Origin of the sequence: Streptomyces coelicoflavus, from assembly GCF_003112555.1 — a bacterium.
GTDB lineage: Bacteria > Actinomycetota > Actinomycetes > Streptomycetales > Streptomycetaceae > Streptomyces > Streptomyces coelicoflavus.
Genome location: NZ_BEWB01000015.1, coordinates 87418 through 114318, shown reverse-complemented (window position 1 = coordinate 114318; position 26901 = coordinate 87418). Strand labels below are relative to the sequence as shown.

General features: G+C 73.3%; 24 protein-coding genes. 15 read left to right on the top strand and 9 right to left on the bottom strand.

The window, feature by feature from the left end; translation table 11 throughout:
- Positions 1–90 precede the first annotated feature (90 nt).
- Both Sco07f_RS32575 and Sco07f_RS32570 read left to right on the top strand, forming a co-directional pair.
- Positions 91–828: a gamma-glutamyl-gamma-aminobutyrate hydrolase family protein gene (locus Sco07f_RS32575; RefSeq protein WP_007389928.1), complete on the top strand. Its 738-nt coding sequence runs from the start codon at positions 91–93 to the stop codon at positions 826–828.
- A gap of 98 nt (positions 829–926) precedes the next feature.
- Positions 927–1442, top strand: coding sequence for a carboxymuconolactone decarboxylase family protein (locus Sco07f_RS32570; RefSeq protein ID WP_007389927.1), 516 nt, complete (start codon positions 927–929; stop codon positions 1440–1442).
- Positions 1443–1543: 101 nt separating this feature from the next.
- On the opposite strand, the gene Sco07f_RS32565 is transcribed toward Sco07f_RS32570, so the two are convergent.
- From Sco07f_RS32565 to Sco07f_RS32555, 3 genes are all read right to left on the bottom strand, one after another.
- On the bottom strand, positions 1544–2896 hold the full coding sequence (locus tag Sco07f_RS32565) for an NDP-hexose 2,3-dehydratase family protein (RefSeq protein WP_108989997.1): 1353 nt from the start codon (positions 2894–2896) through the stop codon (positions 1544–1546).
- Positions 2897–2913: 17 nt separating this feature from the next.
- Positions 2914–3894 carry a dTDP-glucose 4,6-dehydratase gene (gene rfbB / locus Sco07f_RS32560; RefSeq protein WP_108989947.1) on the bottom strand — a complete coding sequence of 327 codons (981 nt, stop codon included), beginning with the start codon at positions 3892–3894 and terminating at the stop codon, positions 2914–2916.
- Between the two features lie 165 nt (positions 3895–4059).
- Positions 4060–4407 (bottom strand): VOC family protein, encoded by a 348-nt coding sequence (locus Sco07f_RS32555; RefSeq protein WP_007389929.1) that lies wholly within the window; start codon positions 4405–4407, stop codon positions 4060–4062.
- Between the two features lie 168 nt (positions 4408–4575).
- Between Sco07f_RS32555 and Sco07f_RS32550 the strand changes: the two genes are divergently transcribed.
- Entirely contained in the window at positions 4576–6123 is a 1548-nt protein-coding gene (locus Sco07f_RS32550; RefSeq protein ID WP_108989946.1) for an alpha/beta fold hydrolase, read from the top strand.
- Positions 6124–6193: 70 nt separating this feature from the next.
- On the opposite strand, the gene Sco07f_RS32545 is transcribed toward Sco07f_RS32550, so the two are convergent.
- On the bottom strand, positions 6194–7510 hold the full coding sequence (locus tag Sco07f_RS32545; protein ID WP_108989945.1) for a nucleotide disphospho-sugar-binding domain-containing protein: 1317 nt from the start codon (positions 7508–7510) through the stop codon (positions 6194–6196).
- 457 nt (positions 7511–7967) lie between these two features.
- Between Sco07f_RS32545 and Sco07f_RS32540 the strand changes: the two genes are divergently transcribed.
- The 6 genes from Sco07f_RS32540 (at position 7968) to Sco07f_RS32515 (ending at position 15416) form a co-directional block, all read left to right on the top strand.
- Positions 7968–9320 (top strand): formylglycine-generating enzyme family protein, encoded by a 1353-nt coding sequence (locus Sco07f_RS32540; RefSeq protein WP_141652977.1) that lies wholly within the window; start codon positions 7968–7970, stop codon positions 9318–9320.
- Complete coding sequence (locus Sco07f_RS32535; RefSeq protein ID WP_007390197.1) at positions 9317–10096, top strand: phytanoyl-CoA dioxygenase family protein; 780 nt, start codon at positions 9317–9319, stop codon at positions 10094–10096. Before Sco07f_RS32540 ends, Sco07f_RS32535 begins: the two co-directional genes overlap by 4 nt.
- On the top strand, positions 10093–11487 hold the full coding sequence (locus Sco07f_RS32530) for a formylglycine-generating enzyme family protein (protein WP_108989944.1): 1395 nt from the start codon (positions 10093–10095) through the stop codon (positions 11485–11487). Before Sco07f_RS32535 ends, Sco07f_RS32530 begins: the two co-directional genes overlap by 4 nt.
- The gene (locus Sco07f_RS32525) at positions 11484–12779 is read left to right on the top strand and encodes an MFS transporter (RefSeq protein WP_159107003.1); all 1296 of its coding nucleotides are present in this window, start codon (positions 11484–11486) and stop codon (positions 12777–12779) included. The genes Sco07f_RS32530 and Sco07f_RS32525 overlap by 4 nt, the downstream gene beginning before the upstream one ends.
- Positions 12780–13004: 225 nt before the next feature.
- Positions 13005–13487: a pyridoxamine 5'-phosphate oxidase family protein gene (locus Sco07f_RS32520; protein WP_054102567.1), complete on the top strand. Its 483-nt coding sequence runs from the start codon at positions 13005–13007 to the stop codon at positions 13485–13487.
- Positions 13488–13664: 177 nt separating this feature from the next.
- Positions 13665–15416: an FAD-dependent monooxygenase gene (locus Sco07f_RS32515; RefSeq protein ID WP_108989942.1), complete on the top strand. Its 1752-nt coding sequence runs from the start codon at positions 13665–13667 to the stop codon at positions 15414–15416.
- Between the two features lie 84 nt (positions 15417–15500).
- Here Sco07f_RS32515 and hemG read toward each other — a convergent pair whose 3' ends face one another.
- The 3 genes from hemG to Sco07f_RS32500 form a co-directional block, all read right to left on the bottom strand.
- Entirely contained in the window at positions 15501–16970 is a 1470-nt protein-coding gene (gene hemG / locus Sco07f_RS32510) for a protoporphyrinogen oxidase (protein WP_108989941.1), read from the bottom strand.
- A 114-nt stretch (positions 16971–17084) separates the two neighbouring features.
- Positions 17085–18584, bottom strand: coding sequence for an FAD-dependent monooxygenase (locus Sco07f_RS32505; RefSeq protein WP_108989940.1), 1500 nt, complete (start codon positions 18582–18584; stop codon positions 17085–17087).
- 35 nt (positions 18585–18619) lie between these two features.
- On the bottom strand, positions 18620–20098 hold the full coding sequence (locus Sco07f_RS32500; RefSeq protein WP_108989939.1) for an FAD-dependent monooxygenase: 1479 nt from the start codon (positions 20096–20098) through the stop codon (positions 18620–18622).
- Between the two features lie 224 nt (positions 20099–20322).
- Between Sco07f_RS32500 and Sco07f_RS32495 the strand changes: the two genes are divergently transcribed.
- Positions 20323–21051, top strand: a complete 729-nt coding sequence (locus tag Sco07f_RS32495) for an SDR family oxidoreductase (RefSeq protein WP_007389953.1) — start codon at positions 20323–20325, stop codon at positions 21049–21051.
- Positions 21052–21144: 93 nt separating this feature from the next.
- Positions 21145–22050 carry an NmrA/HSCARG family protein gene (locus Sco07f_RS32490; protein ID WP_159107002.1) on the top strand — a complete coding sequence of 302 codons (906 nt, stop codon included), beginning with the start codon at positions 21145–21147 and terminating at the stop codon, positions 22048–22050.
- 16 nt (positions 22051–22066) lie between these two features.
- On the opposite strand, the gene Sco07f_RS32485 is transcribed toward Sco07f_RS32490, so the two are convergent.
- A complete protein-coding gene (locus tag Sco07f_RS32485; RefSeq protein ID WP_280524575.1) occupies positions 22067–22693 on the bottom strand; it encodes a mycothiol-dependent nitroreductase Rv2466c family protein in 627 nt (208 codons plus the stop codon).
- A gap of 210 nt (positions 22694–22903) precedes the next feature.
- Here Sco07f_RS32485 and Sco07f_RS32480 point away from each other — a divergent pair, with 210 nt between their 5' ends.
- From Sco07f_RS32480 to Sco07f_RS32465, 4 genes are read left to right on the top strand one after another with little or no spacing between them, the layout of a single operon-like run.
- The gene (locus Sco07f_RS32480) at positions 22904–23932 is read left to right on the top strand and encodes a methyltransferase (protein WP_007389951.1); all 1029 of its coding nucleotides are present in this window, start codon (positions 22904–22906) and stop codon (positions 23930–23932) included.
- A gap of 54 nt (positions 23933–23986) precedes the next feature.
- The gene (locus tag Sco07f_RS32475; protein ID WP_007389950.1) at positions 23987–24427 is read left to right on the top strand and encodes a carboxymuconolactone decarboxylase family protein; all 441 of its coding nucleotides are present in this window, start codon (positions 23987–23989) and stop codon (positions 24425–24427) included.
- A gap of 14 nt (positions 24428–24441) precedes the next feature.
- Positions 24442–25104 carry a sulfotransferase family protein gene (locus tag Sco07f_RS32470; RefSeq protein WP_108989938.1) on the top strand — a complete coding sequence of 221 codons (663 nt, stop codon included), beginning with the start codon at positions 24442–24444 and terminating at the stop codon, positions 25102–25104.
- Positions 25105–25121: 17 nt separating this feature from the next.
- A complete protein-coding gene (locus Sco07f_RS32465) occupies positions 25122–25748 on the top strand; it encodes a dTDP-4-dehydrorhamnose 3,5-epimerase family protein (RefSeq protein WP_174855448.1) in 627 nt (208 codons plus the stop codon).
- A 75-nt stretch (positions 25749–25823) separates the two neighbouring features.
- Here Sco07f_RS32465 and Sco07f_RS32460 read toward each other — a convergent pair whose 3' ends face one another.
- Positions 25824–26837 carry a Gfo/Idh/MocA family protein gene (locus Sco07f_RS32460; RefSeq protein WP_007389961.1) on the bottom strand — a complete coding sequence of 338 codons (1014 nt, stop codon included), beginning with the start codon at positions 26835–26837 and terminating at the stop codon, positions 25824–25826.
- Between the last annotated feature and the right edge of the window lie 64 nt (positions 26838–26901).

Here is a 26901-nt window from a genome sequence, read left to right as displayed (position 1 = left end):
CGGACGGTCCAGGGAAGTCCGTGTTTCATCTGCCGACTTTCCTCGGTTGAACCCGTTGACGGTTGAACCCGCAGACCCACGAGGGTGGTCATGAATTCAGTCACGAACCGTCCGGCGTCCACCGGCCGGCGTCCGGTCGTCGGAATCTGCGCGCGGACGGCCCCCGTCACCCTCCAGGGCAGCGACCTGGTCGTCTCCCTGGCGCTCCAGTCGCACGCGGCGTTCCTGTCCGAGGCGGGCTGCACGCCCCTGCTGCTCCCGCTGCTGCCCGGGGCCGAGGACCTGGCCGGCCGGCTCGACGGACTGCTGGTCCCGGGCGGCCCCGACCTGGACCCGGCGCTGTACGGCCAGGACGCCCACCCGGCGACCCGGGCGATGACCCCGGACGCCGACCGCGTCGAACTGGCCCTGGTCGCGGGGGCGCTCGAGGCGGGGATCCCGGTCCTGGCGATCTGCCGAGGCATGCAGCTGCTCAACGTGCTGCACGGCGGCACCCTCCACCAGCAGCTGCCGGACGTCACCGGCCACGACGGGCACCGCCCCCGCACGCCCTCCTTCACCCTCGGCCGCCGTCCGCTCAAGCTGCTGCCCGGCAGCCGGATCGCCGGCGTCCTCGACGAGGACGAGCCCGAGACGGCCTGCCACCACCACCAGGCGGTGGACCGGCTCGGCGCGGGCCTGGCGGCCACCGGCTGGGCCGAGGACGGAACCGTGGAGGCGGTGGAGGCGACGGACCACCCCTTTGTGCTCGGTGTGCAATGGGAATCCGGGCAGACGGCCGACCGCCGGCTTCACCAGGCCCTCGCGAAAGCGGCCGCACGCGCTTGAGAACACGTGGAACCGCACTTTCTCTGTTTCGTGTCGATTGAGAAAAGGCGGCCGCCCTGAGCAAACTGTTTTCCGAATTCCCCATGCGAAGGAGAATCATGTCGCCGCGGATGCCCAACCCCTCGTTGGTGGTGCCCGACGTTCTTCCGCCCATGCGCGCCCTGGTCAAGGCCGTCAACAGCGTCGACGTGCCGCTGCAGACGCTCGTGCTCGTCCACCTGAGGGTGAGCCAGATCAACGGCCGCACCGTGGAACTGCCGAAGAAGCAGCGGGAGTTCGAGGAGGCGGGGGAGGAGGATCACCGCCTGCCGCTGGTGGAGAGGTGGCGGGAGCAGACCTGCTTCACCGACGCCGAGCGTTCCGTGCTGGCGCTGGCCGAGGCCGCCACGCGCATCGACGGCCGCGAGGACCCGGTGTCGGACGAGGTCTGGGAAGAGGCCGCGAAGCACTGGACCGAGGTGCAGCTGGCCGCCGTGGTCCTGCACATAGGCCTGGTCAACCTCTGGAACCGGGTCAACGTCGTCACCAAGCAGGAGCCGGTGGACTGGCGGATCAACCCCAAGAAGTGGACCCCGATGACCAGCCGGCTCCCCGCCGCGCAGCAGGCGCAGTAGGCGCAGTAGCGCAGCAGGGGGCACAGCAGCCGGGTCTCCCACGGGCCCTGTCCGGCAGCGAGTTGCCGGACAGGGCCCGTGGCGTTTCCCGGTGCGGGGGCTCAGCGGCCCGCGGTGACCGTGCCGAGGATCGCGAGCAGCGTCCTGGCCTGCACGTTGACGTAGCGGCTGTGCCCGGCGAGCCAGTTCAGCTGGCCCGGCGTGACCCAGTGGTACCCCGGCGGCGGCTGGGTGGGCGTGGTGGCCTCGTCGGTCTCCACGACCAGGTAGCGGCTCTCGGCGTCGAGGAACCGGCCGCCCTCCTCGGAGTGGACCGTCGAGTAGCGCACGCGCTCGGGGGCGGCGTTCAGCAGCGCGTCGAGGAACGGCGGGCGCTCACCGGCCGGCAGCGGGGCGTAGTTCGAGGGAGCGCACTGCACGGTCGGCGCGAGCTCGACGGTGTCGAGGAAGCCGCCCTCGACGCGGGCGTGCGCCAGGACGTGCGGGACACCGCCGAACTCCCGGTAGGCGAATCCGACGACCCCCCGCTCCACGGGCTCGAGGATCGGCTGGGTCCAGCCGGCCACCTCACGGCCGGCGCCCTCGACCGACACCGCCACCACGCGGAAGAACCTGCCGTCGGCCCGGTCCAGGGAGTACGCGTCCCGCCGCCAGCCGGAGACCTCGCCGAGCGGCATGCGGCGGGCGTGGACGTCGTGCCGGGCGCGCTCGCCGGTGAACCAGGTCATCAGGCCGGCGTCGGACGACAGGGCTCGGGTGCCGGCCGGGACGGACGGCGCGCTCGCCAGCACGGTGCGCGCGTCCATGTTCACGACGTTGTCCAGCCGCAGCAGCTCGTGGATCTGACCGAGGGTGAGCCAGCGGAACGCGTCGTCGTGGGGCACGTCGCCGTCCACCTCGACGATCATGTTGCGGTTGCGCTTGCGGTAGAACCAGGCGCCGTGCTCGGACTGGAGGACGTCCGTGAGCACGCTCTCCCGCCGGGGGTCGAGGAAGTGCTCCAGGTACTTCACCGCCGTGCCGCCGTGGGCCTTGGTGTAGTTGCTGCGGGTGGCCTGCACGGTGGGGGAGAGCTGCACCAGGTTGGGGTTGCCGGGCTCCATCTTGGCCTGCATGAGGAAGTGGAGGACCCCGTCGAACTCCTTGGCGAGGATGCCGAGGATGCCGATCTCCGGCTGCACGATGATCGGCTGCTGCCACTGGGCACCGGGCCGCCGCACGTCGAGGCCCTCGACGGTGAAGAACCGTCCGCTGCTGTGCCGCAGGTTGCCGGTGTCCGCGGCGAACGACCAGTGGGCCAGCTCGGCGAACGGGATCCGCCGGACCACCGTCCCGCCCGAGCGGCGGTGCTCCTCGAGCCAGGCCGGTACCCCGGCCGTGGGGACGTGCGCCCCCGCGGTCGTCGCGGCCGACAGTGCCAGGCGCTCCGCGGTCGGTGCCCAGGAGCGCTCCATGGGGCGGGCCGGCGCGCTCACGGCCTGCCGCCGCTGTCCTTGACCGGCTTCCACCAGCGGGGGTTGTCCCGGTACCAGGCCACGGTGTCGGCCAGCCCCGCGTCGAAGGCGGTCAGCGGCCGGTGGCCGAGCTCCCGCTCGATCTTCGACTGGTCCAGGGCGTAGCGCCGGTCGTGGCCCTTGCGGTCGGTGATGTGCCGGATCATGTCCGGCCCGGCCCCGCACAGTTCGGCGAGCCGGTGGGCCAGGTCCAGGTTCGGTACGGCCGTGCCGGCCCCGATGTTGTAGACCTCGCCCGCCCCGCCCCGGGTGAGCACCCGGTGCACCGCGCGGCAGTGGTCGTCCACGTGCAGCCACTCGCGGACCTGGCCGCCGTCCCCGTAGACGGGGATGGGACGTCCCTCGAGCAGGTTGGTGACGGCGAGCGGGATGAACTTCTCGGGGTGCTGGTAGGGGCCGTAGTTGTTGGAGCAGCGGGTGACCGAGAGGTTCAGCCGGTGGGTGCGGACGTACGCCAGGGCGACCAGGTCGGAGGCCGCCTTGGACGCGGCGTAGGGCGAGTTGGGAAGGAGCGGGGACTCCTCGGTCCACTCGCCCTCCTCGATGGAGCCGTACACCTCGTCCGTCGACACGTGCACCACCCGGCCGACACCGGCGGCCAGACAGGCCTCGAGCAGCGCCTGGGTGCCCTCCACGTTGGTGCGGACGAACACCGCGCCGCCCGCGATCGAGCGGTCGACGTGGCTCTCGGCCGCGAAGTGGACCACCGCGTCCTGGCCCTCGACGAGGGTGCGCAGCAGGTCCCGGTCGAGGATGTTCCCGTGCACGAAGCTCAGCCGCGGGTGCGCGGCGGGGAGGTTGTCGCGGTTTCCCGCGTAGGTCAGCGCGTCCAGGACCGTGACGTGCGCGTCCTCGAATTCCGGATATCCGCCGTCGAGCATGGTCCGTACGTAGTGCGAGCCGATGAATCCGGCGCCGCCGGTGACGAGGATTTTCATGAGACCACATCGCAGTCGGAATGCCACGCTCGAAGCATGCCCTTTTCCCTTTTCGACGAGGGGAGGAGGATGGTGTACCGCGCTTCGAACAGTGGACGGCCGCCCTCGACGCCCTCTCGAGACGGACTCGAAGGGCTTCGGGGGCGGCCGGGGCCGAGGAGTGTCTCAGCCGTCCTGGAGCAGGCCGAGGACGTTGCCGTCGAGGTCGGTGAAGGTGGCCACGCGGCGGCCGCCGCCGACCTCCTTGGCGGGGCTGGTCACCGTGGCGCCCGCGGCGGTGACCTCGGCCAGCTTGCCCTCGATGTCGGCCACGTGCCAGTAGGCGACCTGCGCGTCCTGCGCCCCGGCCGGCACCAGCCCGATGTGCTGGCCGGCCACGTCGAAGCCGACGTAGTACTCCGAGTCGGTCTGCGGCTCGATGCCGAACAGGGCGGTGTACAGCTTCTTGGCCGCTGCCACGTCCGCCACCGGGTGCAGCACGGTCCTGATTCCCTGGATGGCCTCGTCAGCCATTCTCACTCCCGGGGGTTGGGGGTTTCCTCGCCCCCTCATGCTAAGGAAGTCCCCGCATTCCCCGCGTCATCACGCGCCCTGCCTCCACCGGACTTCCAGGCGTTCTTGAGCCGAAGCCGACAAGCCGGTGCCACGCTGCCAGCGCGCTGAATTCAGGAGGGGAATTACGTGAGAAAGCTTGCGTTGGTCACAACGGTGGTCGCGGCCGCCCTGATGGGCTCGGCCGTCGTCCCGGTGGCGGCGGCCGAGGAGACGGCCCGCCCGGCCGCCGGCACCGTCGACTGGGTGCCCTGCGAGGGCGGCGACCCGGTCCTCGGCGACATGCTCGTGGGCCTGGAGTGCGGCTCGGTGCAGGTGCCGCTCGACTACGACGCCCCGGGAGGCAGGAAGATCAGCCTGGCACTGACCCGCGCCAAGCACACCGCTCCCGACAGCGAGTACAAGGGCGTCGTCGTGCTCAACCGCGGCCAGTGGCCCGGCGGCATCGGCCGCGACCTGCCCACCCGGTACGCCCAGGGCACCACCGGTCTCGCCAAGGACGTCGGCGACGCCTACGACTGGATCGGCTTCGACCCGCGCGGCGTCGGGGCCAGCGAGCCGTCCGTCGTCTGCGACAGCGACTACCTCGACCCCGGGCACGCCCAGCCGGACCCGGTGCCGTCCACGCCCGCCGCCGAGCGGGAGTGGAAGGAGCGGGCCCGCGCCTACGCCGACAGCTGCGGCGACAAGTACGGCGACGTGCTCGAGCACCTGACGACCGAGGACGCGGCCCGCGACCTGGACCGGATGCGCATCGCGCTCGGCCAGGAGAAGATCACCTACTTCGGCACCGACTGGGGCACCTACCTCGGCTCGGTGTACGCCTCGCTGTTCCCGCGCCGGGTGGACCGGATGGTGCTGGACAGCGTGGTGCGCCCCAGCGGCGTGGGATACCGCGACGCCCTGCGCAAGAACGTGCTCTCCGAGCGCAACGCCGGGATCTTCTTCGACTGGATCGCCAAGTACGACGACGTCTACCACCTGGGCACGACCCAGGCCGAGGTCGAGGCGAACTACTACGAGGGACAGGACGCGCTCCGCGCGGCGCCCGTCGACGGGCGGATCGGCCCGTCCGAGTGGGCGGACGTCTTCGAACCGGTCGTCTACCGCAGCTGGACCTGGCTGTCCCGCGCGAAGATCCTCTCCGACTGGGTGGTGAAGAAGGACCCGGCGTCACTGCGGGCCAACTACTCGCCGCCGGGCTTCCCGCACCAGAACCGGCACGCGATGACCAACGCGGTCAACTGCACCGACGGCCCCTGGCCGACCGACTGGAAGCGGTGGCACCGTGATTACACCCGCCAGTACAACGCCGGCAACCGCTTCCTGACCTGGACCAACGCCTGGTACAACGCCCCGTGCGCCTTCTGGCCCGAGCCCGCGCGGAGCGAGCCGGTCGACGTCGGCAACCGCAAGGTGGACGTCCTGCTGGTGCAGCCCCAGTTCGACACCGCGCACGGTGTGGCCGGCGCCGTCGAGACGCACCGGCTGTTCCCGAACTCCCGGCTCGTCCTGGAGAAGGGCGGCCACAACGTCGGCGCGGCCCTGTCGGCGAACGGCAACACCTGCCTCAACGAGTACGTCGGCGACTTCCTCAGGGACGGCACCCGGCCGCACTCCCGCCGGGGCGTCGACGCCGTCTGCCAGGCGGCACCGGACCCGGTGCCCACGTCCTGACCCGCACACCGGACGGGCCCCGCACGATCGCCGTGCGGGGCCCGTCCGGTGTCCCGGTGCGCCGGCGTCCTCAGCGCACGGCGGGTGCCCGTCCGGCCCGGTGGGCGGCGACCACGTCTTCCAGGGTGTGCGCCAGGTCGTTGGGGGAGGGCATGGCCCGCGTCTCCTCGCCCAGGCGCCGGGCGTTCGCGCGCAGGTCCCGGTCCGTCAGGAGGCGCAGCAGCGCGGAGCGGACCGCGGGCCCGTCCGCCTGGTCCGGCGTCATGGCCGTGCCCGCGCCGGCGCGTTCGAGGCAGCCGAACTTCAGCGGGGCGTCGAACGCCCGGCCGACGAGCAGCTGCGGAACGCCGTGGCGCAGGGCGCACCCGAACGACCAGGTGCCGCCGTGGTGCACCACGGCCGAGCAGGTCGGCAGCACCTCGGACAGCGGAACGGACTCGACCACACGGGTGTGGGCGGGCACCTCGCGCAGCTCCCGCCGGGCCTGCGGCGGCAGGGCCAGCACCAGTTCCATCTCCAGGTCGGCCACCGCGTCGAGGATCTCCCGCACGCGCGCGACCGGCAGCAGCCGCAGCGGCCCGTCGTCGACCGAGTCGCCGAAGGTCATCAGCACCCGCGGCGCCCGCGGCGGCCCGGTGAGCCAGCCGGGCACGACGGCCGGGCCGTTGTAGGGGACGTACTGCACGGGGAGCGTGGCCGGCCGCGGGTCGGGCCGGAACGCCTCGGGGAACGGGGCGACGGTGAACTGCCCGTCCACCAGCTCCTCGGAGAACTCCACGCCGTACCGGCCCGCCCAGCCCGCCAGCCAGTCGCGCAGCGCGTCGGGGCGCCGCCCGGGCGGCTGAAGGGCCTGGGCGTGCAGGAAGTCCTCCCGCAGCCGCGCGTAGACGTCCACGGAGTACAGCACCCGGGCGTGGGCCGCGCCCACCGCGGCGGCGGCCACCGCCCCCGCGAACGCCTTGGCGCCCCAGAGCACCAGGTCAGGACGCCAGGAGCGGGCCAGGGCGACCAGGTCCTCCATCATCGGGTCGTTGGACCGCCGGGCCTGCGGCAGCACCAGGTCGTCGAAGACCCGGGACACCTGCTCCCAGCCCAGCCGCTCGCGGTCCGGCCGGAGGTCGAACAGCGGGCCGAGCCCCTGCTGCGGGGCCCGCTTCGCGGCGGCGGCGCGCTCCGAGGTCTGGCGCCGGTCCCGGCGGCCGCGGACCTCGGGCGTCTCGCCGGGGCCGACGGCCAGCCCCGGCAGGCCGGCGCCGGTGACGGCGTCCATGAGGTCGGGCCAGCCGGCCACGCGCACCTCGTGCCCGGCCGTCCGCAGCGACCACGCCAGCGGCACCAGGTTGTACAGGTGAGTCTTCCAGGGAAACGGCACGACGAGAACGCGCACGACGCACCCCTTTCGAATCGTGGGGGATGGGATCAACGCGTCCAGGAAAGGGGGTCGCGAACCCGGTGTTCAACCGCGCGGCCGCCGCGGTTGAACAAGTGGAAGGCCCGTTCGGCAACGCCGGTGAATGCGGGAACTTGACAGGGCCGAGCGCACAAAGGGACCGTCGGTGCACTCGGTTGCCGAGTCATCCTCAGGAGGTGAAACAGATGAAGACGCTTCGTCAGTGGAACGCTCTGCGCTCGCAGCGCAAGGGCGGTGTCCGCCCGGCCGGTTCGCACTTCAAGTGGGCCGCCTGACCAGGGCAGATCTCATAGTCCGTGGAGGGCCGTGCGGCCCTCCACGGACTGGGCTGTGGGCCTGATGAATATCCGAGAAACCGGCAGTCGAGGTGAAACCAGTGCACCGATGGAGTTACGAGCGCTTTGCCGTTGAACAGAAAACCTTGAACGGGCTGGTGGATCGTTTCCTGGCCCACGAACCGTGGCAGAAATCGCGCGATCCGCTGACCGACGCGGAACGCGCCGAACTGCGTGCGGAGATCGCCGATTTCCGGCACCCCAGGATCATTGAGGAAATCTGCGCGATGGCGGCCACCCACCCGCGCGCGGACGTCCGCCTGACGGTGCTCGAGGGCGTCGAGCCGTTCCTGGCCACCCACCCCGCGGCGCGGGAGTTCCTGGTTTGGCTGCTCGGCGACGACGAGGACTTCGTCGTGTTCACCGCCGCGACGATCGCCGGCCGGCACCGCGTCGGAGAGGCCTACGAGGAACTGGTCCACATCACCGGGCCGGCCGAGGCCGGTCTGTTCCGCAGCACCAAGCCGGTGGGCATCGGCGCCGCCGTGGTGGCCAAGGCGATGGACCGGATCCTGGGCGCCGAGGACCGCGCGGCCCGCCTCGGGATCGAGCGGGAGCACGCCGAGACCGGTCAGCTGCCGCCGGGAACCGCGCTGGACGAGCACTGGGACTACGACCCGGAGAACCTGCCCGGCGCCGTCCCCGACGGCATGGTGCGCGTCCCGGCCTCCGACTTCGTCACCGGCATCGGCATGGACGACGTCGTCCACCCGCTGTACGACGTGGACGACGCGGTCCCCCGGCAGGTCCGCCACCTGCCCGACTTCCTCATCGACCGCCACCCGGTGACCAACCGGGAGTACGACGCGTGGGCGGACGGCCCGCAGGCCGCCGAGCACGCGCTGTGCCACCCCGACGAGCCCGAGGGCAAGGACCACCGCCGCGGGATCGCCGGCGACGCCCGGTTCGGCCCCGACCACCCCGCCACGGGCGTCGACTGGTTCGACGCCTACGCCTACCTCGCCCACCTCGGCAAGCGGCTGCCGACCGAGCTGGAGTGGGAGAAGGCCGCACGGGGCGAGCAGGGGGCCCGCTACCCGTGGGGCGACGAGTTCGACCCGGACGCCCTGCGCTGGTTCGGCGCGTCCTTCGGACCGGCCCGGAGCCTGGAGCACTGGCGCGACGTCCTGAGCACCTTCGACGCGACGACCCCCGCCGTCACCACCGTCCCGGTCGGCTCCCACCCCCGCAACGTCAGCCCCTACGGCGTCGTGGACATGGTCGGCAACTGCTGGGAGTGGACGGACACCAACTTCTTCACCCGCGACCGGATGAAACCGATGATCTCCGGCCGGCCCCGCACCGAGTGGGCCACGGCCGAGGAGACCTCGGTGGTCATCCGGGGCGGCGCGTGGACCTCCATGCTGGAGCAGGTCACCACGTACTTCCGCGGCAAGGACCTCTTCACGGACCGGCACAACGAGATCGGCTTCCGGGGAGTGATCCGGTGAGCGCCCCGCAGCGCGTCCCGCGCTTCCACTACGACGGCACGGTCACCGCGGAACAACGCGCCTTCTACGAGCAGTACGGCTTCGTGATCTACCGCGGCGTGTTCGACGCCGAGGACGTGGAGGTCGTCCGCCGCGACGCCCGGCGCCTGGAGCGCGACACCCTCGACGGGAAGGTGCCCGCCGAGCACCGCGACCAGGTGATCAAGCCGTCCTACGACGAGGACGGCCGGGCCACCCTGCACCGGCTGCCCTACTTCACCCTGCACTGCGCCGACACCCGGGAACTGATCGGGCGCCGGAACCTGGACGCGCTCGGCCCCGGCCTGCTCGGCGGGCCGACCTGGCGGTTCGAGGACGCCATCGACGGCGCCGTGTGGCAGATGAAGCGGGGCAGGCGCAGCTCGTACAGTGCGCTGGACTGGCACCTCGACTTCCCGCACGACCTCCCGGTGACACCGCTGGTGAACGTGGGCATCTACCTGGACGCCGCCACCGTCCGCAACGGCTGCCTGGTCCTCGTGCCCGGCTCCCACCGGTATCCGCCCCGGCGGCTGGAGTCCGAGGGCCTCGCGCTGGAGGCCGAGGCGGGCGACGTCATCTGCCACACCTACAACATCCTCCACCACTCCGGCCCGGTGCTGGACGACACCAGCCGGGCGACGCTGTACGTGTACTACTCGGCGGGGGAGAAGCCCACCGCGGGCACGGCGTACAGCCACCGGGCGGGCGAGGATTTCGCAAGCATGATCACCGGAGCGGAGGCCGGCACGCGATGACCGTCACCGAGCAGTTCTCACCGGAGACCTCCACCGCACGAACGCCCCACGAGGTCCTGCGGATCGCCGGCTGGACCGAGGGCCCGGCGGCGGAACGCGACGCGCTGCTCGGCGGCTACCTGGGCGCGCTGGAACGGCTCACCGGCGACCCGGAACTCCTCGGGGAGTGCCTGGCCGTCGGCCTGCTGCACGACGCGCCGGAGGTCCGCCGGCAGGCGCTCGCGGCCTGCGTACGGCTCTGTCCGGACCTGGCGGCCGAGGCCGTCGGGTGGGCGCTGGCCGACCCGGACGAGACCGTGCGCACCCCCGCCCTCGCCTCGCTGGCCCGGACCCCCGCCCTGCGCTCCGCGGGCGGCCCGTCGGCGCTGCACGCCCTGCTGGCCGTGCTCGGCCGCTCGCCGGACCAGATCGCCGCGGGCGCCGGCAGCTTCGTCACGGTGGCGGACGCGCACGCGCTCGCCTCGGCGCGGACGCTGCTCGCCGACCCGGCGGTGGCCGGGGCGGTCCTGGACGACCTGCCCGTCCCGCTGTCCGCCGACCGGCTGCCCAGCAGGCTCTCGCTCGACGGGATGCGGCACGTCCCGGCCGGCCGGCTGCGGCGCGGCCCGCGCCCCGGCGGGGAGAGCTCCTGGGGCGACCCGGGCGGCTCCTCGGTGGAGGAGGCCGACGTGGCGGGCTTCTACCTGGACACCCTGCCGGTCACCAACGACGCCTACGACGCGTTCGTCGCCGACGTCGCCGCCCACGGCCACCTGTGGTGCCACCCGGACGAGCCGCGCGGCACCGACCACACCCGCTCCACCGCCGACGACCCCCGCTTCGCCGGCGACCACCCGGTGACCGGCGTCAGCTGGTACGACGCGGTCGCCTACGCCGACTGGTGCGGCAAGCGGCTGCCCACCGAGGACGAGTGGGAGCGGGCCGCGCGGGGCGACGACCACCGCCGCCACCCGTGGGGCGAGGAGTTCCGGCCCGCCCTGGTGCGCGGCCTGCACACGGTCGCCCCGGACGGCGAACAGGCCCCGGACCGCGCCACGTGGCTGCGCCGGCTGGCGGACCTGCGCGGCACCGAGCCGTCGGCGTCGACCGGCCCGGCCGGCGCGCTGCCGGGCGACGAGTCCCCGTTCGGGATCCGCGACCTGTGCGGCAACGTGTGGGAATGGACGTCCACCCGCTACCTGGACGGCCTCCCGCTCGAGCCGCGCTTCGGCACGATGGACCCCGGCGACCTGTGGGGCGAGTGGTCGGCCGAGGTCAGCGTGCGCGGCGGCGCGTGGAGTTCGCCCCCCGCGCTGCTGACGGCCGTGAGCCGGGCCGGGAAGGTCCTGACGGCCAGAAGCCCGGAGATCGGCTTCCGCTGCGCGGTGAGCGAAGCCGAGGCGCAGCGGTGACGACCGGAACACGGTGGGCGCGGCGGGTGCTGCCCGAGGGGTACGCCCGCTGCCTCGCCAACCCCGACTTCCGCCGGCTCCAGCCCGGCTTCCTGGTCTCCTTCCTCGGCGACGGCATGAGCTTCGTCGGCGTGGCCTGGCTGGCCGTCGAACTGGCCGCGCCGGCCGACCGGTCCACCGTGGTGGGCCTGGCCGTCGCCGCCTACAGCCTGCCCGCCGCGATCGGCTCGCTCACGCTGGGACGCTGGCTGAGCGGGCGCAACGCCAGAAGCCTGATCCTGCTGAACTCCGTGCTGCGCGCGGCCGTGTTCGCGCTGATCCCGGCCCTGTACTGGCTGGACCTGCTGGACGTCACGACGTACATCGCGCTGCTCGCGGCCTCCTCGGTGCTGCACGCCTGGGGCATCGCCGGCCGGCAGACGTTCGTCGCCGAGACCCTGCCGGCCGACGACCGGCTGGCCGGGCACGCGCTGGTGGGCAGCCAGGAGCAGCTGTCGTTCATCATCGGGCCGCCGCTGGCCGGTCTGGTGACGGCCGCGCTCGGACCGGCCGCGGTGCTGGCCGGCGACGCGCTCAGCTACGTGTACCTCGCCGCCGTGTCGGCCCGGGTGCGCGGCGAGGGCAAGGTCGCCCGCCGTCCGGCGGTCCCGTTGCGGCGCAGCGGCCAGACCCTCGCCCGGCATCCGGAGCTGATGGGCCTGCTGGCGCTGACCTTCGTGTTCTACCTGCTGTACGGGCCGATCGAGGTGGCGGTCCCGGTCTTCGTCGCCGAGCGGATGGGCGGCGACCCCACCGCGCTGGGCTGGATCTGGGGCACCTTCGGCGTCGGCGCGGTCGTCGGCGCGCTGGTCGCCGGCACCCTGCGGCGGCTGCCGCTGTGGCCGACCGCGCTGGCCATCGTGGCCGGCTGGGGGCTGGCGATCCTGCCGTTCGCGCACTTCGGCACGCTCGCCGCGGGCGTCGTGGGCTTCGGCCTCGGCGGGCTGATCTACGCGCCCTACGGGCCGGTGACGATCACGCTGCTCCAGAAGAAGGCGCCCCTGGAGGAACTGGTGAGCCTCAGCGCCTTCCGCAGCGCGATCCTGGTGATCGCGACACCGCTGGGCGCGGCGCTCGGCGGACCCCTGGTCGGGGCGTTCGGGCCGGCGGGCACGATCAAGCTGTCCGGCCTGACCACGGTCGGCCTCGCCGTCCTGGGCGCGGTCCTGATCCTGCTGGTACGGCTGCGCCGGCAGCGCGGCGGGCCACGTCCGGTGACCGACCGGCAACGGGAGCACGCGGACCGCACCTAGACCGCACACAGGCCGACCGCACCTGGGCCGCACACAGCCGACCGGATCTGGGCCGCACACAGCCGACCGGATCTGGGCCGCACACAGCCGACCGGATCTGGGCCGCACACAGCCGACCGGATCTGAACGCGCCCCCGAACGGGCCGCGCGCACCGGCGCCGAGACCTCGGCGCCGGTCTTCTCGGCGCCGGGACCACCCGCGCCAAGGGACAAGGAGGGGTGGAGATGAAACTCGGGCAGGACGAGATGCGGAGCCGGTTCGAGCGGGAGCGGTCCGTCCGGATGGGCACGGTCGACGCGCGCGGCGGAGCCCACCTGGTGCCCGTCATCTTCGTCGTCGACGGCGACGTCCTCTACTCGCCGACCGACCGGCCGAAGAACGGGAACCCGCGGCCCAAGCGGCTGCGCAACCTGGACCACGACCAGCGGGTCACGGTGCTGGCCGACCTCTACGACGACGACTGGCTGAAGGCGTGGTGGGTGCGGTTGCGCGGCACCGGCCGGGTGGTCGGCGAGAGCCCGGAGCGCACGCACGCGCTCGGCCTGATCGACCGCAAGTACGCGCAGTTCGACGGCGCCCGCTACCTCAGGGACGGCGGGCCGGTGCTGGCGGTGGACATCAAGGACTGGCTCGGCTGGGCCTTCAGCGACCTGCCCGCCGAGCCCGACCGGCCGCGGCGCGAGCGGTGGTGGCGGCGCGCCCGCTGACCTCCGAGCAGCCCCCGAGCAGCTTCTCGAGCGGCGCGGTCCACCCGTCCTTGACCCGGGGTGGAGACGCCCTTGCCATGCTGCGAGCACTACCAAGCCCGGCACGTACGGCAGTCCCCGTTCCCCCGAGACGCAACGCCGGCGCGGGTCTGTCTGTCACCTTCCGAAAGGACGAACATGGGATCAGTCGAGGTTCCGGTTCTGATCGTGGGCGGTGGCGGATGCGGTCTGTCCGCCTCCGTCTTCCTGTCCGACCAGGGCGTCGACCATCTGCTGGTGGAGCGGCACCCGGACACGTCGCGGGTGCCGAAGGCGCACTACCTCAACCAGCGCACGATGGAGATCTACCGACAGCACTCGGTCGCCGACGACGTGCTCGCCGAGGCGGCGCCGCTGGAGAAGTTCGGCAAGGTGCGCTGGCAGACCACGCTGGCCGGCGACGGACCGCTGGACCGGCGCCTGATCCACGAGATGGACGCCTTCGGCGGCGGTGAACTGACCGCGGCCTACGCGGCGGCCGGGCCGGTCCTGCCCGCCAAGCTGCCGCAGATGTGGCTGGAGCCGATCCTGCGCCGGCACGCGGAGGACCGCAATCCCGGCCGGATCCTCTTCCACCACGAGCTGCTCTCCTTCTCCGACGAGGGCGACCACGTCGTCGCCGAGGTGCGCGACCTCGACACCGGCGAGACCACCACGGTCACGTCGAAGTACCTCATCGGGGCCGACGGCGGCCGCATGGTCGGGGCCGAGGTCGGCATCGAGATGCAGGGCCCGCCCGGACTGGTCAACACCACGACCGCGTACTTCTCCGCCGACCTGTCGCAGTGGTGGGAGGAGGGCACGCTCATCACGCACTTCCTCAGCCCGGAGGACCCCGACCTGTCCAGCAACCTCATAGAGATGGGGCCGAGCTGGGGCAAGGACTGCGAGCAGTGGGGCCTGCACTTCGCCCCGGGCCCGCCCGGACGCTGGGACAACGAGACGGTCGTCCCCCGGATCCGCGAGCTGCTGCGCCTGCCGGACCTGGAGGTGACGGTGCACAAGGTGACGGACTGGATCGTGCACGCGCACCTCGCCGACCGCTACCGGGTCGGCCGGGTGCTCATCGCCGGCGACGCCGCGCACCGCCAGCCGCCCGCCGTCGGTCTCGGCCTCAACACCGGCATCCAGGATGCGCACAACCTCGCCTGGAAGCTGGCCGCGGTGCTCGACGGCCGGGCCACCGACGCCCTGATCGACACCTACGAGGCCGAACGCCGGCCCGTGGGCCGGGAGAACGTGGACTGGGCGGTGTCCGCCGCCGTCCACCACCAGGCGGTCATCGACGCCGTGGGCGCCGGCCACAACATCCCGGCGGGGCGCCGCAGGCAGCGCCTCGAGGCGTACTTCGACCCCTCGCCGCTCGGCGACACCGTGCGGGCCCGCGCCCTGGAGATCTTCCACACCCACCGCGGGGGCTGCCAGTCCCTCGACATGGAGGTCGGCTTCCACTACGAGGACGGGGCACTCGTCCCGGACGGCAGTGAGGCACCGGCCCGCGTCCCGATGCGCAACGAGCACGTGCCGACGTCCCGCCCCGGGCACCGGCTGCCGCACGCCTGGATCACCCGCGACGGCCGCCGCCTGTCCACCCTCGACACCACCGGCGGTACCGACTTCACGCTGATCACCAGCGGGCGGGGCACGGTGTGGGCCGAGGCCGCCGCGCGGGTGGCGGAGAAGTTCTCGGTCCGCCTCGCCGTGGTGCGCATCGGCGCCGGCGGCGAGTACGCCGACGTGGACGGCGGCTGGGAGGCGGTGCGGGGCATCACCGACGACGGCGCGCTCCTGGTCCGTCCCGACCAGCACGTCGCCTGGCGCGGCACGGACGCCTGCGAGGACCCGGAGCAGGCACTGACCCAGGCGTTCGCCGCGGTGCTGGAGCGCTGAGGCCTCGCCGAGAAGCACGACACGTGGAAGGGGCCGTGCCCGGGAACTCCGGGCACGGCCCCTTCCACGTGGTACCGGGACGGCTCAGGCGCCGGCCGCGACCGCGTCGCGCTGCTTGATCCCGGCCAGCACCTGCTCGACGGCCCGGCGCGCGGAGGCCATGCACACCCCGACGCCCACACCGTCGTACAGGGCGCCGCACACCGCGAGTCCGGGCTGGGCGGCCACCGTCTCCCGGATCCGGCGCACCCGCTCGAAGTGGCCGACGGTGTACTGCGGCAGGGCGTCCTGCCAGCGGCTGACCCGGGTCGCCACCGGGACGCCCGTCACGCCGGTGGCCTCGGCCAGTTCGGCGGCCGCCAGCGCCACCAGGTCGCCGTCGTCGCGCTGGAGCAGGCCCTCCTCGCCGAACCGCCCCATCGAGCAGCGGACGATCTCCACCTCGCCGGCCAGGTGCGGCCACTTCACCGTGGTGAACGTGACCTCCTTGACCGCCCTGCCCTCCACCGCGGGCACCCGGTAGCCGGCGTATCCGCGGTCCCGCAGCCCGCCGGGGAACGCCGCGCGCGGGTAGGCGAGCGTCACCATCGCCACACTCGAGTACGGCACCTCCTCGAACGCTGCGACCGCCGCGGAGGCCCCGGGGACACCCGCGAGCAGCCGGGCCGAGGGGCCGGCCGGGGTGGCGACGACGACGGCGTCGGCGTCGATGTGCTCCGGCGCGGCGGCCGGACCGACGGTGACCCGCCAGCCGTCGGCGCGGCGGGCCAGCTCCCGCACGGGGGCGTCGGTGCGGATGGACGCGTCGGGCGAGGACGCCAGCACCTGGCGCACCAGCACGGGCGGCAGCGAACCGAACCCGCCGTCCAGGGTGGCCACCCGTACCGGCGGCGGCTTCTGCCCCTCGGCGAGCACCGGCACCAGCGAGCCCGCCGCGTCCGCGAGCGAGACGTGCGCGCGGGACGCCTTGGCCAGCGGCGTCAGCGTGGCCTCGAACGACAGGTCCGCGGCGCGGCCGGAGAACACCCCGGCGAGGAACGGCTCGACGAGGCGGTCCACGACCTCCTGGCCGAAGCGCCCGCCGACGTGGTCCGCCACCGAGACGTCGCCCTCCCGGTCGAAGGACGGCAGTACGAGGTCCTGCCGGGCCCGGTCGACCCCCTCGGCGGAGACGACACCGGACCGGGCGAGGTCGTCCATGTCGCAGGGCACGCCCATGAACTGACGGTCCGGCTGCCGCCGGATCCCGCCCCGGGTCCAGATCGCCGACGCGGTCTCGCCCGCCGACCTGATCGTCCCGCCGAGCCCGGCGTCCTCGATCAGGCCGGTGGTCCTGCGCCGGTTGGCGTACAGGGACTCGGCACCCTCGTCGACCGCGACCCCCGCCACCTCGGAGACCGAGAGCTTCCCGCCGAGCCGGGACGACGCCTCCAGGACGGTCACCCGGACCGGCTCGTCACGGAGCAGGAACGCCGCCGCCAGTCCCGCGATACCACCCCCGATGACGACCACATGGGGCTTTCCACTCACCTGATCCTGTTCGGTGCCAGCCATTCCACCAGATCCTTCGCGGTTAGTGTCGTAGAGGCCGTCCCGGCTCCGGCGCCCGGCGCCGGGACAGGTGCCTGGCAGTCTGACCGGGGGGACCGGCCCCCCGGTCGAGGGCGCCTAGAGGGCCGTGCGGGCGGGACCGAACCAGCGGTCGAGGGCCTGGCCGAGGTCGTCGGCGGTGCCGGGTGCGGTCCAGGCGACGTAGCCGTCGGGGCGGACGAGGACGGCGTCGAGCGTGGCGTCGAGGGCGTCGGGTGCGGTGCCGGGGGTGTCGGTCCAGGTGCCGGTGACGGTGTCGACGCGGTCGGCGTAGTCGTCGTGGTGGCGTGCGGTGATGTCGTGGATGGTGTCGCCGGTGGTGATGAGCAGGCCGCGGCCGGTGCGCAGGAGGTCGGCGACGCGGGTGCGGGTGCCGTCGGGGAGGGTGAGGGTGCGGTCCGGGGGCAGGCGCCGGCCGAGCAACGGGTGGTCGCCCTTGGCCAGGTCGTAGCGGACGCCGAGGTTGCTCAGCATGCCGGCCGCGTACTCGGCGGCGTCGCGGTGGGTCAGCAGTTCGCCCACGATCTCGCGGACCGGGTCCATGTCCTCGCCGGTGAGCCGCAGTTCGATCGCCGCCCGGGCGTTGCGGGCCAGCTGCTCGCCGACGGGGTGGCGTTCGGCGTGGTAGGTGTCGAGCAGGCCCTCGGGGGCCCGGCCGCCGATCACCGCCGCCAGCTTCCAGCCGAGGTTCACCGCGTCCTGGACGCCCACGCTCAGCCCCTGCGCCATCGCCGGGGGCTGCACGTGCGCCGCGTCGCCCGCCAGGAAGACCCGCCCGCGCCGGTACTCGGCGGCGGCCCGCGAGGCGTCGGTGAAGCAGCTGATCCAGCGGCACCGCCCGTGGTGGATGGACTCGCCGGTGAGCCGCTGCCAGGCGTCGGCGAGGTCGGCGAAGGACAGCGCGTCGCGGTCGCGCGGCGGCGGGGTGCCGGCCTCGTGGACGACGACCCGGGTGACGCCGTTCTCCAGGTCCATGGCCATCACCATGCTGCCGCCCGGCAGGTCCTCGCCGATGCGCCGCTTGCGGGTGTCGATCCCGGTGACGTCGGCGGTGAGGAAGCCGCGCCGGCCGTCGGTGCCGGGGAAGCCGATCCCGGCGAGCTTGCGGACGGTGCTGCGCCCGCCGTCGCAGCCCACCAGGTGGGCGGCGCGCACCGCGGCCGGCCCGTGGGGTCCCTCGACGTCCACCACGACGCCGTCCGCGTCCTGCCGCAGCCCGGTCACCTCCCGGCCGCGCAGCACCGGTACGCCGAGTTCGCCCACCCACTCCTCCAGCATCCGCTCGGTGCGGAACTGGGAGACGCCCCGGTGCCCGTAGTGGTCCTGCGTCAGCATGCCGAGGTCGATGGGGACCCCGCCGAAGTGGCTGTCGGCGGGCTCGGTGGCGCCGAGACGGCCGAGCAGGCCCCGCTGGTCGAAGCACTCGGCGGTGCGCCTGGTGAAGCTCGCGCCGCGCGACTGCCGCGTCGGGGCGGGCAGCCGCTCGAGGACCACGACGTCCACGCCGCGGAGTCCGAGTTCGCCCGCCGTCATCAGCCCGACCGGGCCGGCCCCGACGACGATGACATCCCTGGCCATGTGCTCACTCCTCTTCGAAGGGTGCCGCCGGGCGCTCACCGGCCGCCGAACCAGCGGTCGAGGGCCTGGCCGAGGTCGTCGGTGGTGCCGGGTGCGGTCCAGGCGACGTAGCCGTCGGGGCGGACGAGGACGGCGTCGAGGGCGTCGGGGGCATCGGGGGCGGTGTCGGTCCAGGTGCCGGTGACGGTGTCGACGCGATCGGCGTAGGCGGTGTGGTCGGTGTGCTGGGGTGCGGGGGTGTCGCCGGTGGTGATGAGCAGGCCGCGGCCGGTGCGCAGGAGGTCGGCGACGCGGGTGCGGGTGCCGTCGGGGAGGGTGAGGGTGCGGTCGGGGGGCAGGCGCCGGCCGAGCAGGGGGTGGTCGCCCTTGGCCAGGTCGTAGCGGATGCCGAGACCGCTCACGATCCCGGCGATCCGCTCGGCGGCGTCCTTGTGGGCCAGCAGTTCGCCCACGACCTCGCGGACCGGGTCCATGGCCTCGTCGCCGAGGTAGAGCTTCGACGCCGCGCCGGAGTCGCGGACCAACTGCTCGCCGACGGGGTGGCGTTCGGCGTGGTAGGTGTCGAGCAGGCCCTCGGGGGCCCGGCCGCGGACCACCGCCGCCAGCTTCCAGCCGAGGTTCACCGCGTCCTGCAACCCGGCGCTCAGCCCCCACGCGGCCAGCGGCGGGATCTCGTGCGCCGCGTCGCCCACCAGCAGGACCCGCCCGCGCCGGTACTCGGCGGCCAGCGCCGCGGAGTTGCCGCACGCCCACAGCCACTGGCAGTCCGCGCCGTCGATGGACTCGCCGGTCAGCCGCCGCCACGCGTCGGCGACCTGGGCGAAGGTCAGCGCGCCCGGCTCCGGGCGGGCGGGCAGGTCCGGGTCGTGGACGACCACGCGGAACCGGCCGCCGCCCAGCGGGGTGCACACCACCATGCGTCCGCCGGGCAGCCGTTCGCCGATCGGCCGGGGACGCGGCGAGACGCCGCTGATCTCCGCGGTGAACATGCCCCGGGTCGGTTCCCGGTCCCGGGTGGGGATGCCGGCCAGCGCGCGCACCGCACTGCCCGCCCCGTCGCAGCCGGCCACGTACCCGGCGCTCACCTCGCCGGGCCCGTCGGGGCCGGTGAAGGACACGACGACACCCTCGGGCGTCTGCCGCAGCCCGGTCACCTCGTGGCCGCGGCGCACCGGCACGCCGAGCTCGGCCAGCCGGCCGCCCAGCGCCTCCTCGGTCCTGGCCTGGGACAGGCCCAGCACACCGCTGTGGTCCTCGTCGAGCATGCCGAGGTCGAAACGGACCCCGCCGAAGTGGCCCATCGGGCCCCACCGGACCTCTCCCAGCCGCTCCAGCAGTCCGCGCTGCGCCAGCGACTCGGCCGCCCGCCGGTTGAAGCCGAGGGCCCGGGACTCCCCGTGCGGGGCGGGCAGCCGGTCCAGGACGGTCACGTCCGCTCCGCCCAGCCGGAGCTCCCCGGCCAGCATCAGGCCGGCCGGCCCCGCACCGACCACTATGACGTCAGTTCTCTTCATTTCATGAGGCCCTTTGCGCTGTGGCAATGGTTGGCCTTGTGAAGCTACTCAGGGCGAAGTGCGGCCGCAACGATTCCGGAATTCGCCGGTGCACCCCGCGCCGTGTTCGACCGCGGACCGGTGCCTTTTGAACGTGCCGGTGAACGCTTGAACGGGAGGAGTGCGCCGCAGCAATATCGGCGGTGGGAATTGTGCGCGTTTTCGGCCGCAGAAAGGAAGCTGACGTGACCCTCGAGAAGGTCGCCCTGGTCACGGGCGCCAACAAGGGCATCGGTTTCGCCGCCGCGCGGCAACTCGGTGAGCGGGGCATCGCCGTCCTCGTCGGCGCGCGGGACGAGGCCCTCGGCAAGCGGGCCGCCGACGCGCTGGCCGCCGACGGCATCGCCGCGACACCGATCGGGCTCGACGTGACGGACCCGGCCCGGGTGGCCGAGGCGGCCGGCGAGATCGAGCGGCGGTACGGGCGCCTGGACATCCTGGTGAACAACGCGGGCACCGCCGGCGGCTTCACCGGCGCGCCGAGCGAGGCGGGCGCGGCCGACCTGCGGGAGGTCTACGAGACCAACGTCTTCGGCGTGGTCACCGTGACCGGCGCGATGCTGCCGCTGCTGCTGCGCTCCCCGGCCGGACGCGTCGTCAACCTGTCCAGCCACGTGGGGTCGCTGACTCTGCAGTCGGACCCGGGCTCCCCGCTGGCGGGCGTCAACATGATCGCCTACCAGTCCTCGAAGACCGCGCTGAACGCGGTCACGGTCGCCTACGCGAAGGAGCTGCGGGGGACCCCGGTCAAGGTCAACACCGCCCTGCCCGGGGTGGTGGCCACCGACATCAACCACCACCGCGGGCGCCGCACACCCGCCGAGGGGGCCGCGATCGTGGTCCGGCTCGCCCTGCTGGACGAGGACGGCCCGTCGGGCGCGTGCCTGGCGGACGAGGGACCCGTGCCCTGGTAGCGCGCCCTCCGACGCACGGCGGCCGCGGTGCGGCCGCCGCATCCGACCGCACCGCCGGACCTGCGCCGGCGGGCACGAGACTTGGAGAAGACAGTGGCGCTTGACCAGACGATCCTGGTGCTGGGCGGGACCGGCCGGCAGGGCGGGGCCGTGGCCCGCGAACTGCTGCGGCGCGGACACACCGTGCACGCCCTGGTCCGCGACCCCGCGGCGGAGCGGGCGGCCGAACTGCGGGAGGCGGGCGCGGTCCTGGTCCGCGGCGACATGGACGACGAGGCGTCGCTGACGGCGGCCATGGACGGCGTCCACGGCGTGTTCAGCGTCCAGACCTTCCGGGGACCCGGCGGCGTCGAGGCCGAGGAACGCCAGGCCAGGGCGGTGGCCGACGCCGCGGTACGGGCCGGGGTGCGGCACTTCGTCTACAGCTCGGTCGGCGGCGCGGACCGCGACACCCGCGTCCCGCACTTCGAGAGCAAGCACCGCACCGAGCAGTACCTGCGCACCCTCGACCTGCCGACGACCGTGCTGCGGCCGGTCATGTTCCACGACATCCTGCTCGACATCGCCCCGCGCCCCGTCGAGGGCGAGCTCGTGCTCTCCATGTGGCTGGACCCCGCCACCCCGGTGCAGCTCATCGCGACCGCCGACATCGGCGTGTTCGCGGCGGACGCCTTCGAGGACCCGGACGCGTGGCTGGGCCGGGTGGTCGAGATCGCCGGGGACTGCCTGACCGGACCGCAGATGGCCGCGGCGTTCGAGGCGGTCGCCGGCGTACCGGTCAGCTACCGGCGGCTGCCGATCGAGCCGCTGCGCTCGGCCCGCCCCGACCTCGCCAACATGTTCGACTGGTTCGAGCGGGACGGCTACCGCGCCGACCTCGGGGAACTGCGCCGCGGCCGGCCCGGCCTCGTCTCCCTGGAGACCTGGCTGGCCGCCAACTGGACGGCCCCCGCGGCTCCCGCGGCCCCCGCTGCCCCCGTGGCCGCCGCGGGCCGCTGAGGGCGCGGCCCCGGCCTCAGGTGAGGACCGGCTTCCCGGTGCGGGTGCGCTTGAGCTCGAAGAACCCGTCGGTCGCGGCCACGGCGAGCACGCCGTCCCACAGTCGGGTCGCCGCCTCACCGCGCGGGGCCGGGGACACCACCGGCCCGAAGAACGCGACGTCCCCCACCGCCACCACGGGCGTGCCGACGTCGGTGCCGACCCGGTCCACGGCGTCCTGGTGCGAGGCCCGCACCGCGGCGTCGTGGGCGCCGGAGCCGGCCGCGTCGGCGAGACGGGGATCGAGGCCCGCGGCGGTGAGGGCGGCCGCGTAGGTGGCGTGCTCCTTGGGCGCCCCCTCCAGGTGGAACCGGGTGCCCAGCTCGGTGTAGAGCCCGCCCAGCACCCCGGGGCCGTACGCCTCCTCGGCGGCGGCGCAGACCCGCACCGCCTCCATCCGTACGGACAGGTCCCGGTGCCAGCGTTCGGGCAGGTCGGTGCGCCCCTCGTTGAGCACCGTCAGGCTCATCAGGTGCCAGCGGATCTCCAGGGGCCGCAGGCGGGCGACCTCGAGGACCCAGCGGGAGGTCAGCCACGCCCAGGGGCAGGTCGGGTCGAACCAGAAATCCACCGTGGTCGGGTTGTCGTGCCGCAGGTGCCGCAACGGGGGCCTCCTCGATATAGCCGGGCCGGAACAATTTGACAAGCGGGGCCGGAATGCCGCTGGAGCGGTACTGGATCCGTCCTGTTCAACCGCTCAAATTCCCCGGTTGAACGTCCTTCCGGTCATTGCGTGAATACCTTGGTTGCGGTTTTGAGAAGGCCCCGCCTATCGTCTGGAATCCGCGAGAAGAGGCGCTGGGAAAGGAATGGCATGTCCGTGCTGCCCGAGGTTCGTGACCAGTCCGAATCGTATGCACTGCTGCACCTCGTCCAGGGTGCGGTGATCACCCAGGCGATTTCCGTCGCGGCCCGGCTCGGCATCGCGGACGTGCTGGCCGACGGCCCGCTGTCCGCCCCGGACATCGCGGCGCGGGTCGGTTCCGACGCCAGGGCCACCCACCGCGTCCTGCGGGCGCTCACCGGCCACGGCGTGTTCGCCGTCCGCCCGGACGGCCGGTACGAGCAGACGCCGCTGTCCGACAAGCTCCGCGAGGACGCGACGGACTCGATGCGCGGCTTCGCCCTGCTGATGAACCACCCCACGCTGTGGGAGGAGTGGGGCCACCTGTACGACACCGTGGAGAGCGGCGAGGCCAACCTGCCCAAGCTGCGCGGCATGGGCGCGCTGGACTTCTTCCACGCCAACCCCGGCTACGCGAAGGTGTTCTTCGAGGCGTTCGGCGAGCTGTCGGCCTCGGAGACCGACCCGATCCTGGCCGCCTACGACTTCTCCGGCTTCGGCACCGTCGTCGACGTCATCGCCGGCCGCGGCAACCTCCTGGCGGGCATCCTCGGCCAGGCGCCCGACACCAAGGGCGTGCTGTACGACTCCGAGGTCGCCACCGTGGACTCGCCGGCGCTCTTCGAGGCGGCCGGAGTGGCGGACCGGCTCACCATCGAGCACGGCGGCTACCTCGGCAAGCTGCCCGCCGGCGCCGACGCCTACCTCTTCAAGCACATCATCCACGACTTCTCCGAGGCCGACGCCGTCACGGCCCTGCGCAACGCGCGCGAGGCGATCGCCCCCGGCGGCAGGCTGCTCGTCCTCGAGTACGTGCTCCCGGAGCACAACGAGAAGCACATCGGCCACACCGTCGACCTCTGGCTGATGCTCATGCTGGGCGCCCAGGAGCGCACCCGCGCCGAGTACGCCGCGCTGTTCGCCGAGGCCGGCTTCGAGCTCACCAGGGTGGTCCCCACCGGCTCGCCGATCTCGATCGTCGAGGGCATCCCGGTCTGAGACCCCGCCGCGAGCAACCGACCCGTCCACGCATACCGCACAGGAGAAGACCCGATGACCCCACGGATGGAAAATCCCTCCCTGGTCGTTCCCGGCGCACTGCAGCCCCTGCTCGACCTGACCGAGGTCATCGGCAAGGTGGGCGTACCGCAGAGCACCCTCGACCTGGTCCGGCTGCGCGTCAGCGAGATCAACGGCCGCGAGTACACGTTCCCGGACGGCCCCGGGCAGCCGGCGGACGAGCGGCTGCCGCGGGTGGCCGGCTGGCGCACCGAGTCCTGCTTCGACGACGCCGAGCGCGCCGCGCTGGAGATGGCCGAGGCCGTCACGCTGATGACCGACCCGCAGGACATGGCGTCGGACGACATCTGGGAGAAGTCCTCCGGGCACTACACCGACGAGCAGCTCGGCGCCCTGGTCATGCACATCGGCCTGGTCAACTTCTGGAACCGGGTGAACGTCGCCACCCGCCAGGAAGCCGCGGCCTGGCGCTGAGGAAGGGACACACCGTGCTGAAGATCGTCAACGCCGGCCTCGGCAGGACCGGCACGACCTCGCTCAAGGCGGCCCTGGACCGGCTCGGCCTCGGCCCCTCCTTCCACATGTTCGACATCGTCGGCGACGCGGAACGGCTCCGGCAGTGGGAGCGGGTCGTCTGCGACGGCGAGAGCCCCGACTGGCAGGCCCTCTTCGCCGGCTACCGCTCCGCCGTGGACGGCCCCTGCGCCGTGTACTACCGGCAGATCAGCGAGGCGTTCGAGGACGCCAAGGTGATCCTGACGGTGCGCGACGCCGAGAGCTGGTACCGCAGCACCCACGACACGCTGTACCAGTTCGCCCTGCGCAGCGCCGCGCACCCGCCGGAGCCCGGCAGCCCGCAGGCCGCGCTGTTCCGCGTCACCACCACCATGGTCTGGGACGGCCTGTTCGGCGGCCGCTTCTCCGACAAGGACCACGCCATCGAGGTCTACCACCGGCACAACGAGGAGGTCGTGCGCGCCCTGGGCGCGGACAACGTCCTCGTGTACGACGTGCGCGACGGCTGGGAGCCGCTGTGCGACTTCCTCGGCGTCGACGCCCCGCGGGAGGAGTTCCCGCGGACCAACGACACCGCCTCCATGCGGCAGCGGGTCGCGGCGGCGGCCGGGGCCGCCGCGGCGGCCACCGGCTGAACCGCGAGGAGCCCCAGGTGCTGACAACGGAAATGACGGTCCCCGGCGCGTACCGCGTCGAACCCGAGCCCCTGCACGACCGGCGGGGCCACTTCTTCGAGTCCGTGCGGGCCAGCGCCCTGCTGGCCGGCGCCGGCTGGGAGTTCACGGTCCGCCAGGTCAACTACTCGGTGTCCCGGCGGGGCACCCTGCGCGGCATCCACGGCACGAAGGTCCCGCCGGGCCAGGCGAAGTTCGTCACGTGCGTGCGGGGCGCCGCCCTGGACATCGCCGTCGACCTGAGGGTGGGGTCGCCGACGTTCGGCCACTACGACGTCACCCACCAGAGCCCCGAGACGGGGACGGCCGTGTACCTGCCCGACGGGGTGGGGCACGCCTTCCTCGCCCTCACCGACGACACGTGCATGAGCTACCTGTGCTCCCAGGAGTACGAGCCCGGCACGATGATCGACGTCGACGCGCTCGACCCCGCGCTCGCCCTGCCCTGGGACCTGACGGAGCCGCCGATCCGCTCGGACAAGGACGCCGCGGCACCCACCCTCGCCGAGGCCGCGGCGGCGGGACTGCTGCCCACCTGGGAGCAGTGCCCCCCGCGCCCGCTCGGCGCGGCACGGGCCGGAGCCGGAGCCGGAGCCGGACGGTAGCGCACGCGGAACGGCGGTCGGCACCCAGCCAGGTGCCGACCGCCGTTCCGCGTTGTTCTCGTCCGTTCGTTGTTCTCACCGGGGCCGCGCGCCGAGGGCGTGCGCGCGGACGCCGGCCATCAGTCCCGCCTGCCGCACCAGGTCGCGGTGGTGCACCGCCCGTGCCGCCGGATCGCGCACGGCGTCGTGGAACGTGCGGAACACGCCGAGGAACTGGTCGAAGGCCGGGGCGAGGATCCGCGTCTCGCGGTCCCTCTGCTCCAGGCGCAGCACCGGACGGGCACTGTGCGAGGGCGTGAACGCCCACTCCAGGACCAGCCGCCCCTCGCTGCCCCACAGGTCGTACGTCGACCGGTAGCCGTGGGACAGGCCGAAGGCGCAGTGGGCGGTGACGCCCTCGTCGTCGCCCAGCAGCGCCACCCCGGAGACGTCCACACCCAGCTCCGGATCGGACTTCAGGCCCGCGCCCAGGACCCGGGCCGACTCGCCGAGGTACTCCTGGGCGGCGCGCACCGGGTAGCAGCCGACCTCCCACAGGGCCCCGCCGCCGAGGTCCGCCTGGTACTTGATCTGTCCCGGGTCGGTCGGCGGAATGCCGAACGCCCCGTTGTAGGAGCGCAGTTCACCGATCGCCCCGTCGGCCACCAGGGCCCGCGCCTGCTCGTGCTGGGGGTGGCGCAGGAACGCGAAGTTCTCCATCACGGCCAGGGAGCGCTCCTCGGCGAGCGCGACGAGTTCCCGGGCACTGTCCCCGTCGGGCACCGCGGGCTTCTCCAGCAGGACGTGCTTGCCCGCCTCCAGCGCCAGCCGGGCCCACTTGGCGTGCTCACTGTTCGGCAGCGGGACGTAGACCGCGTCGACGCCGGGGGTCTCGAGGAGGCGCTCGTACCCCTCGACGGCCGTACAGCCGGCCCCGGCCGCGACGTCCTCGGCCTTCCCGCGGGAACGGCTCGCGACCGCCGCCAGCCGGAAGGGCGAGCGGAGAATCGCGGGGATGGCCCGCCGTACGGCGATGTCGGCGCACCCGATGATGCCGATACCGGCGCTCTGCCCGGATTCGAGAACGGGCGTCAGATCTTCGATTTCCACAGGTCCACCTAAACGAAGACAGTAAATGCGCATGCCTGAACCGGGTACGCCGCAAGCCTGAGTA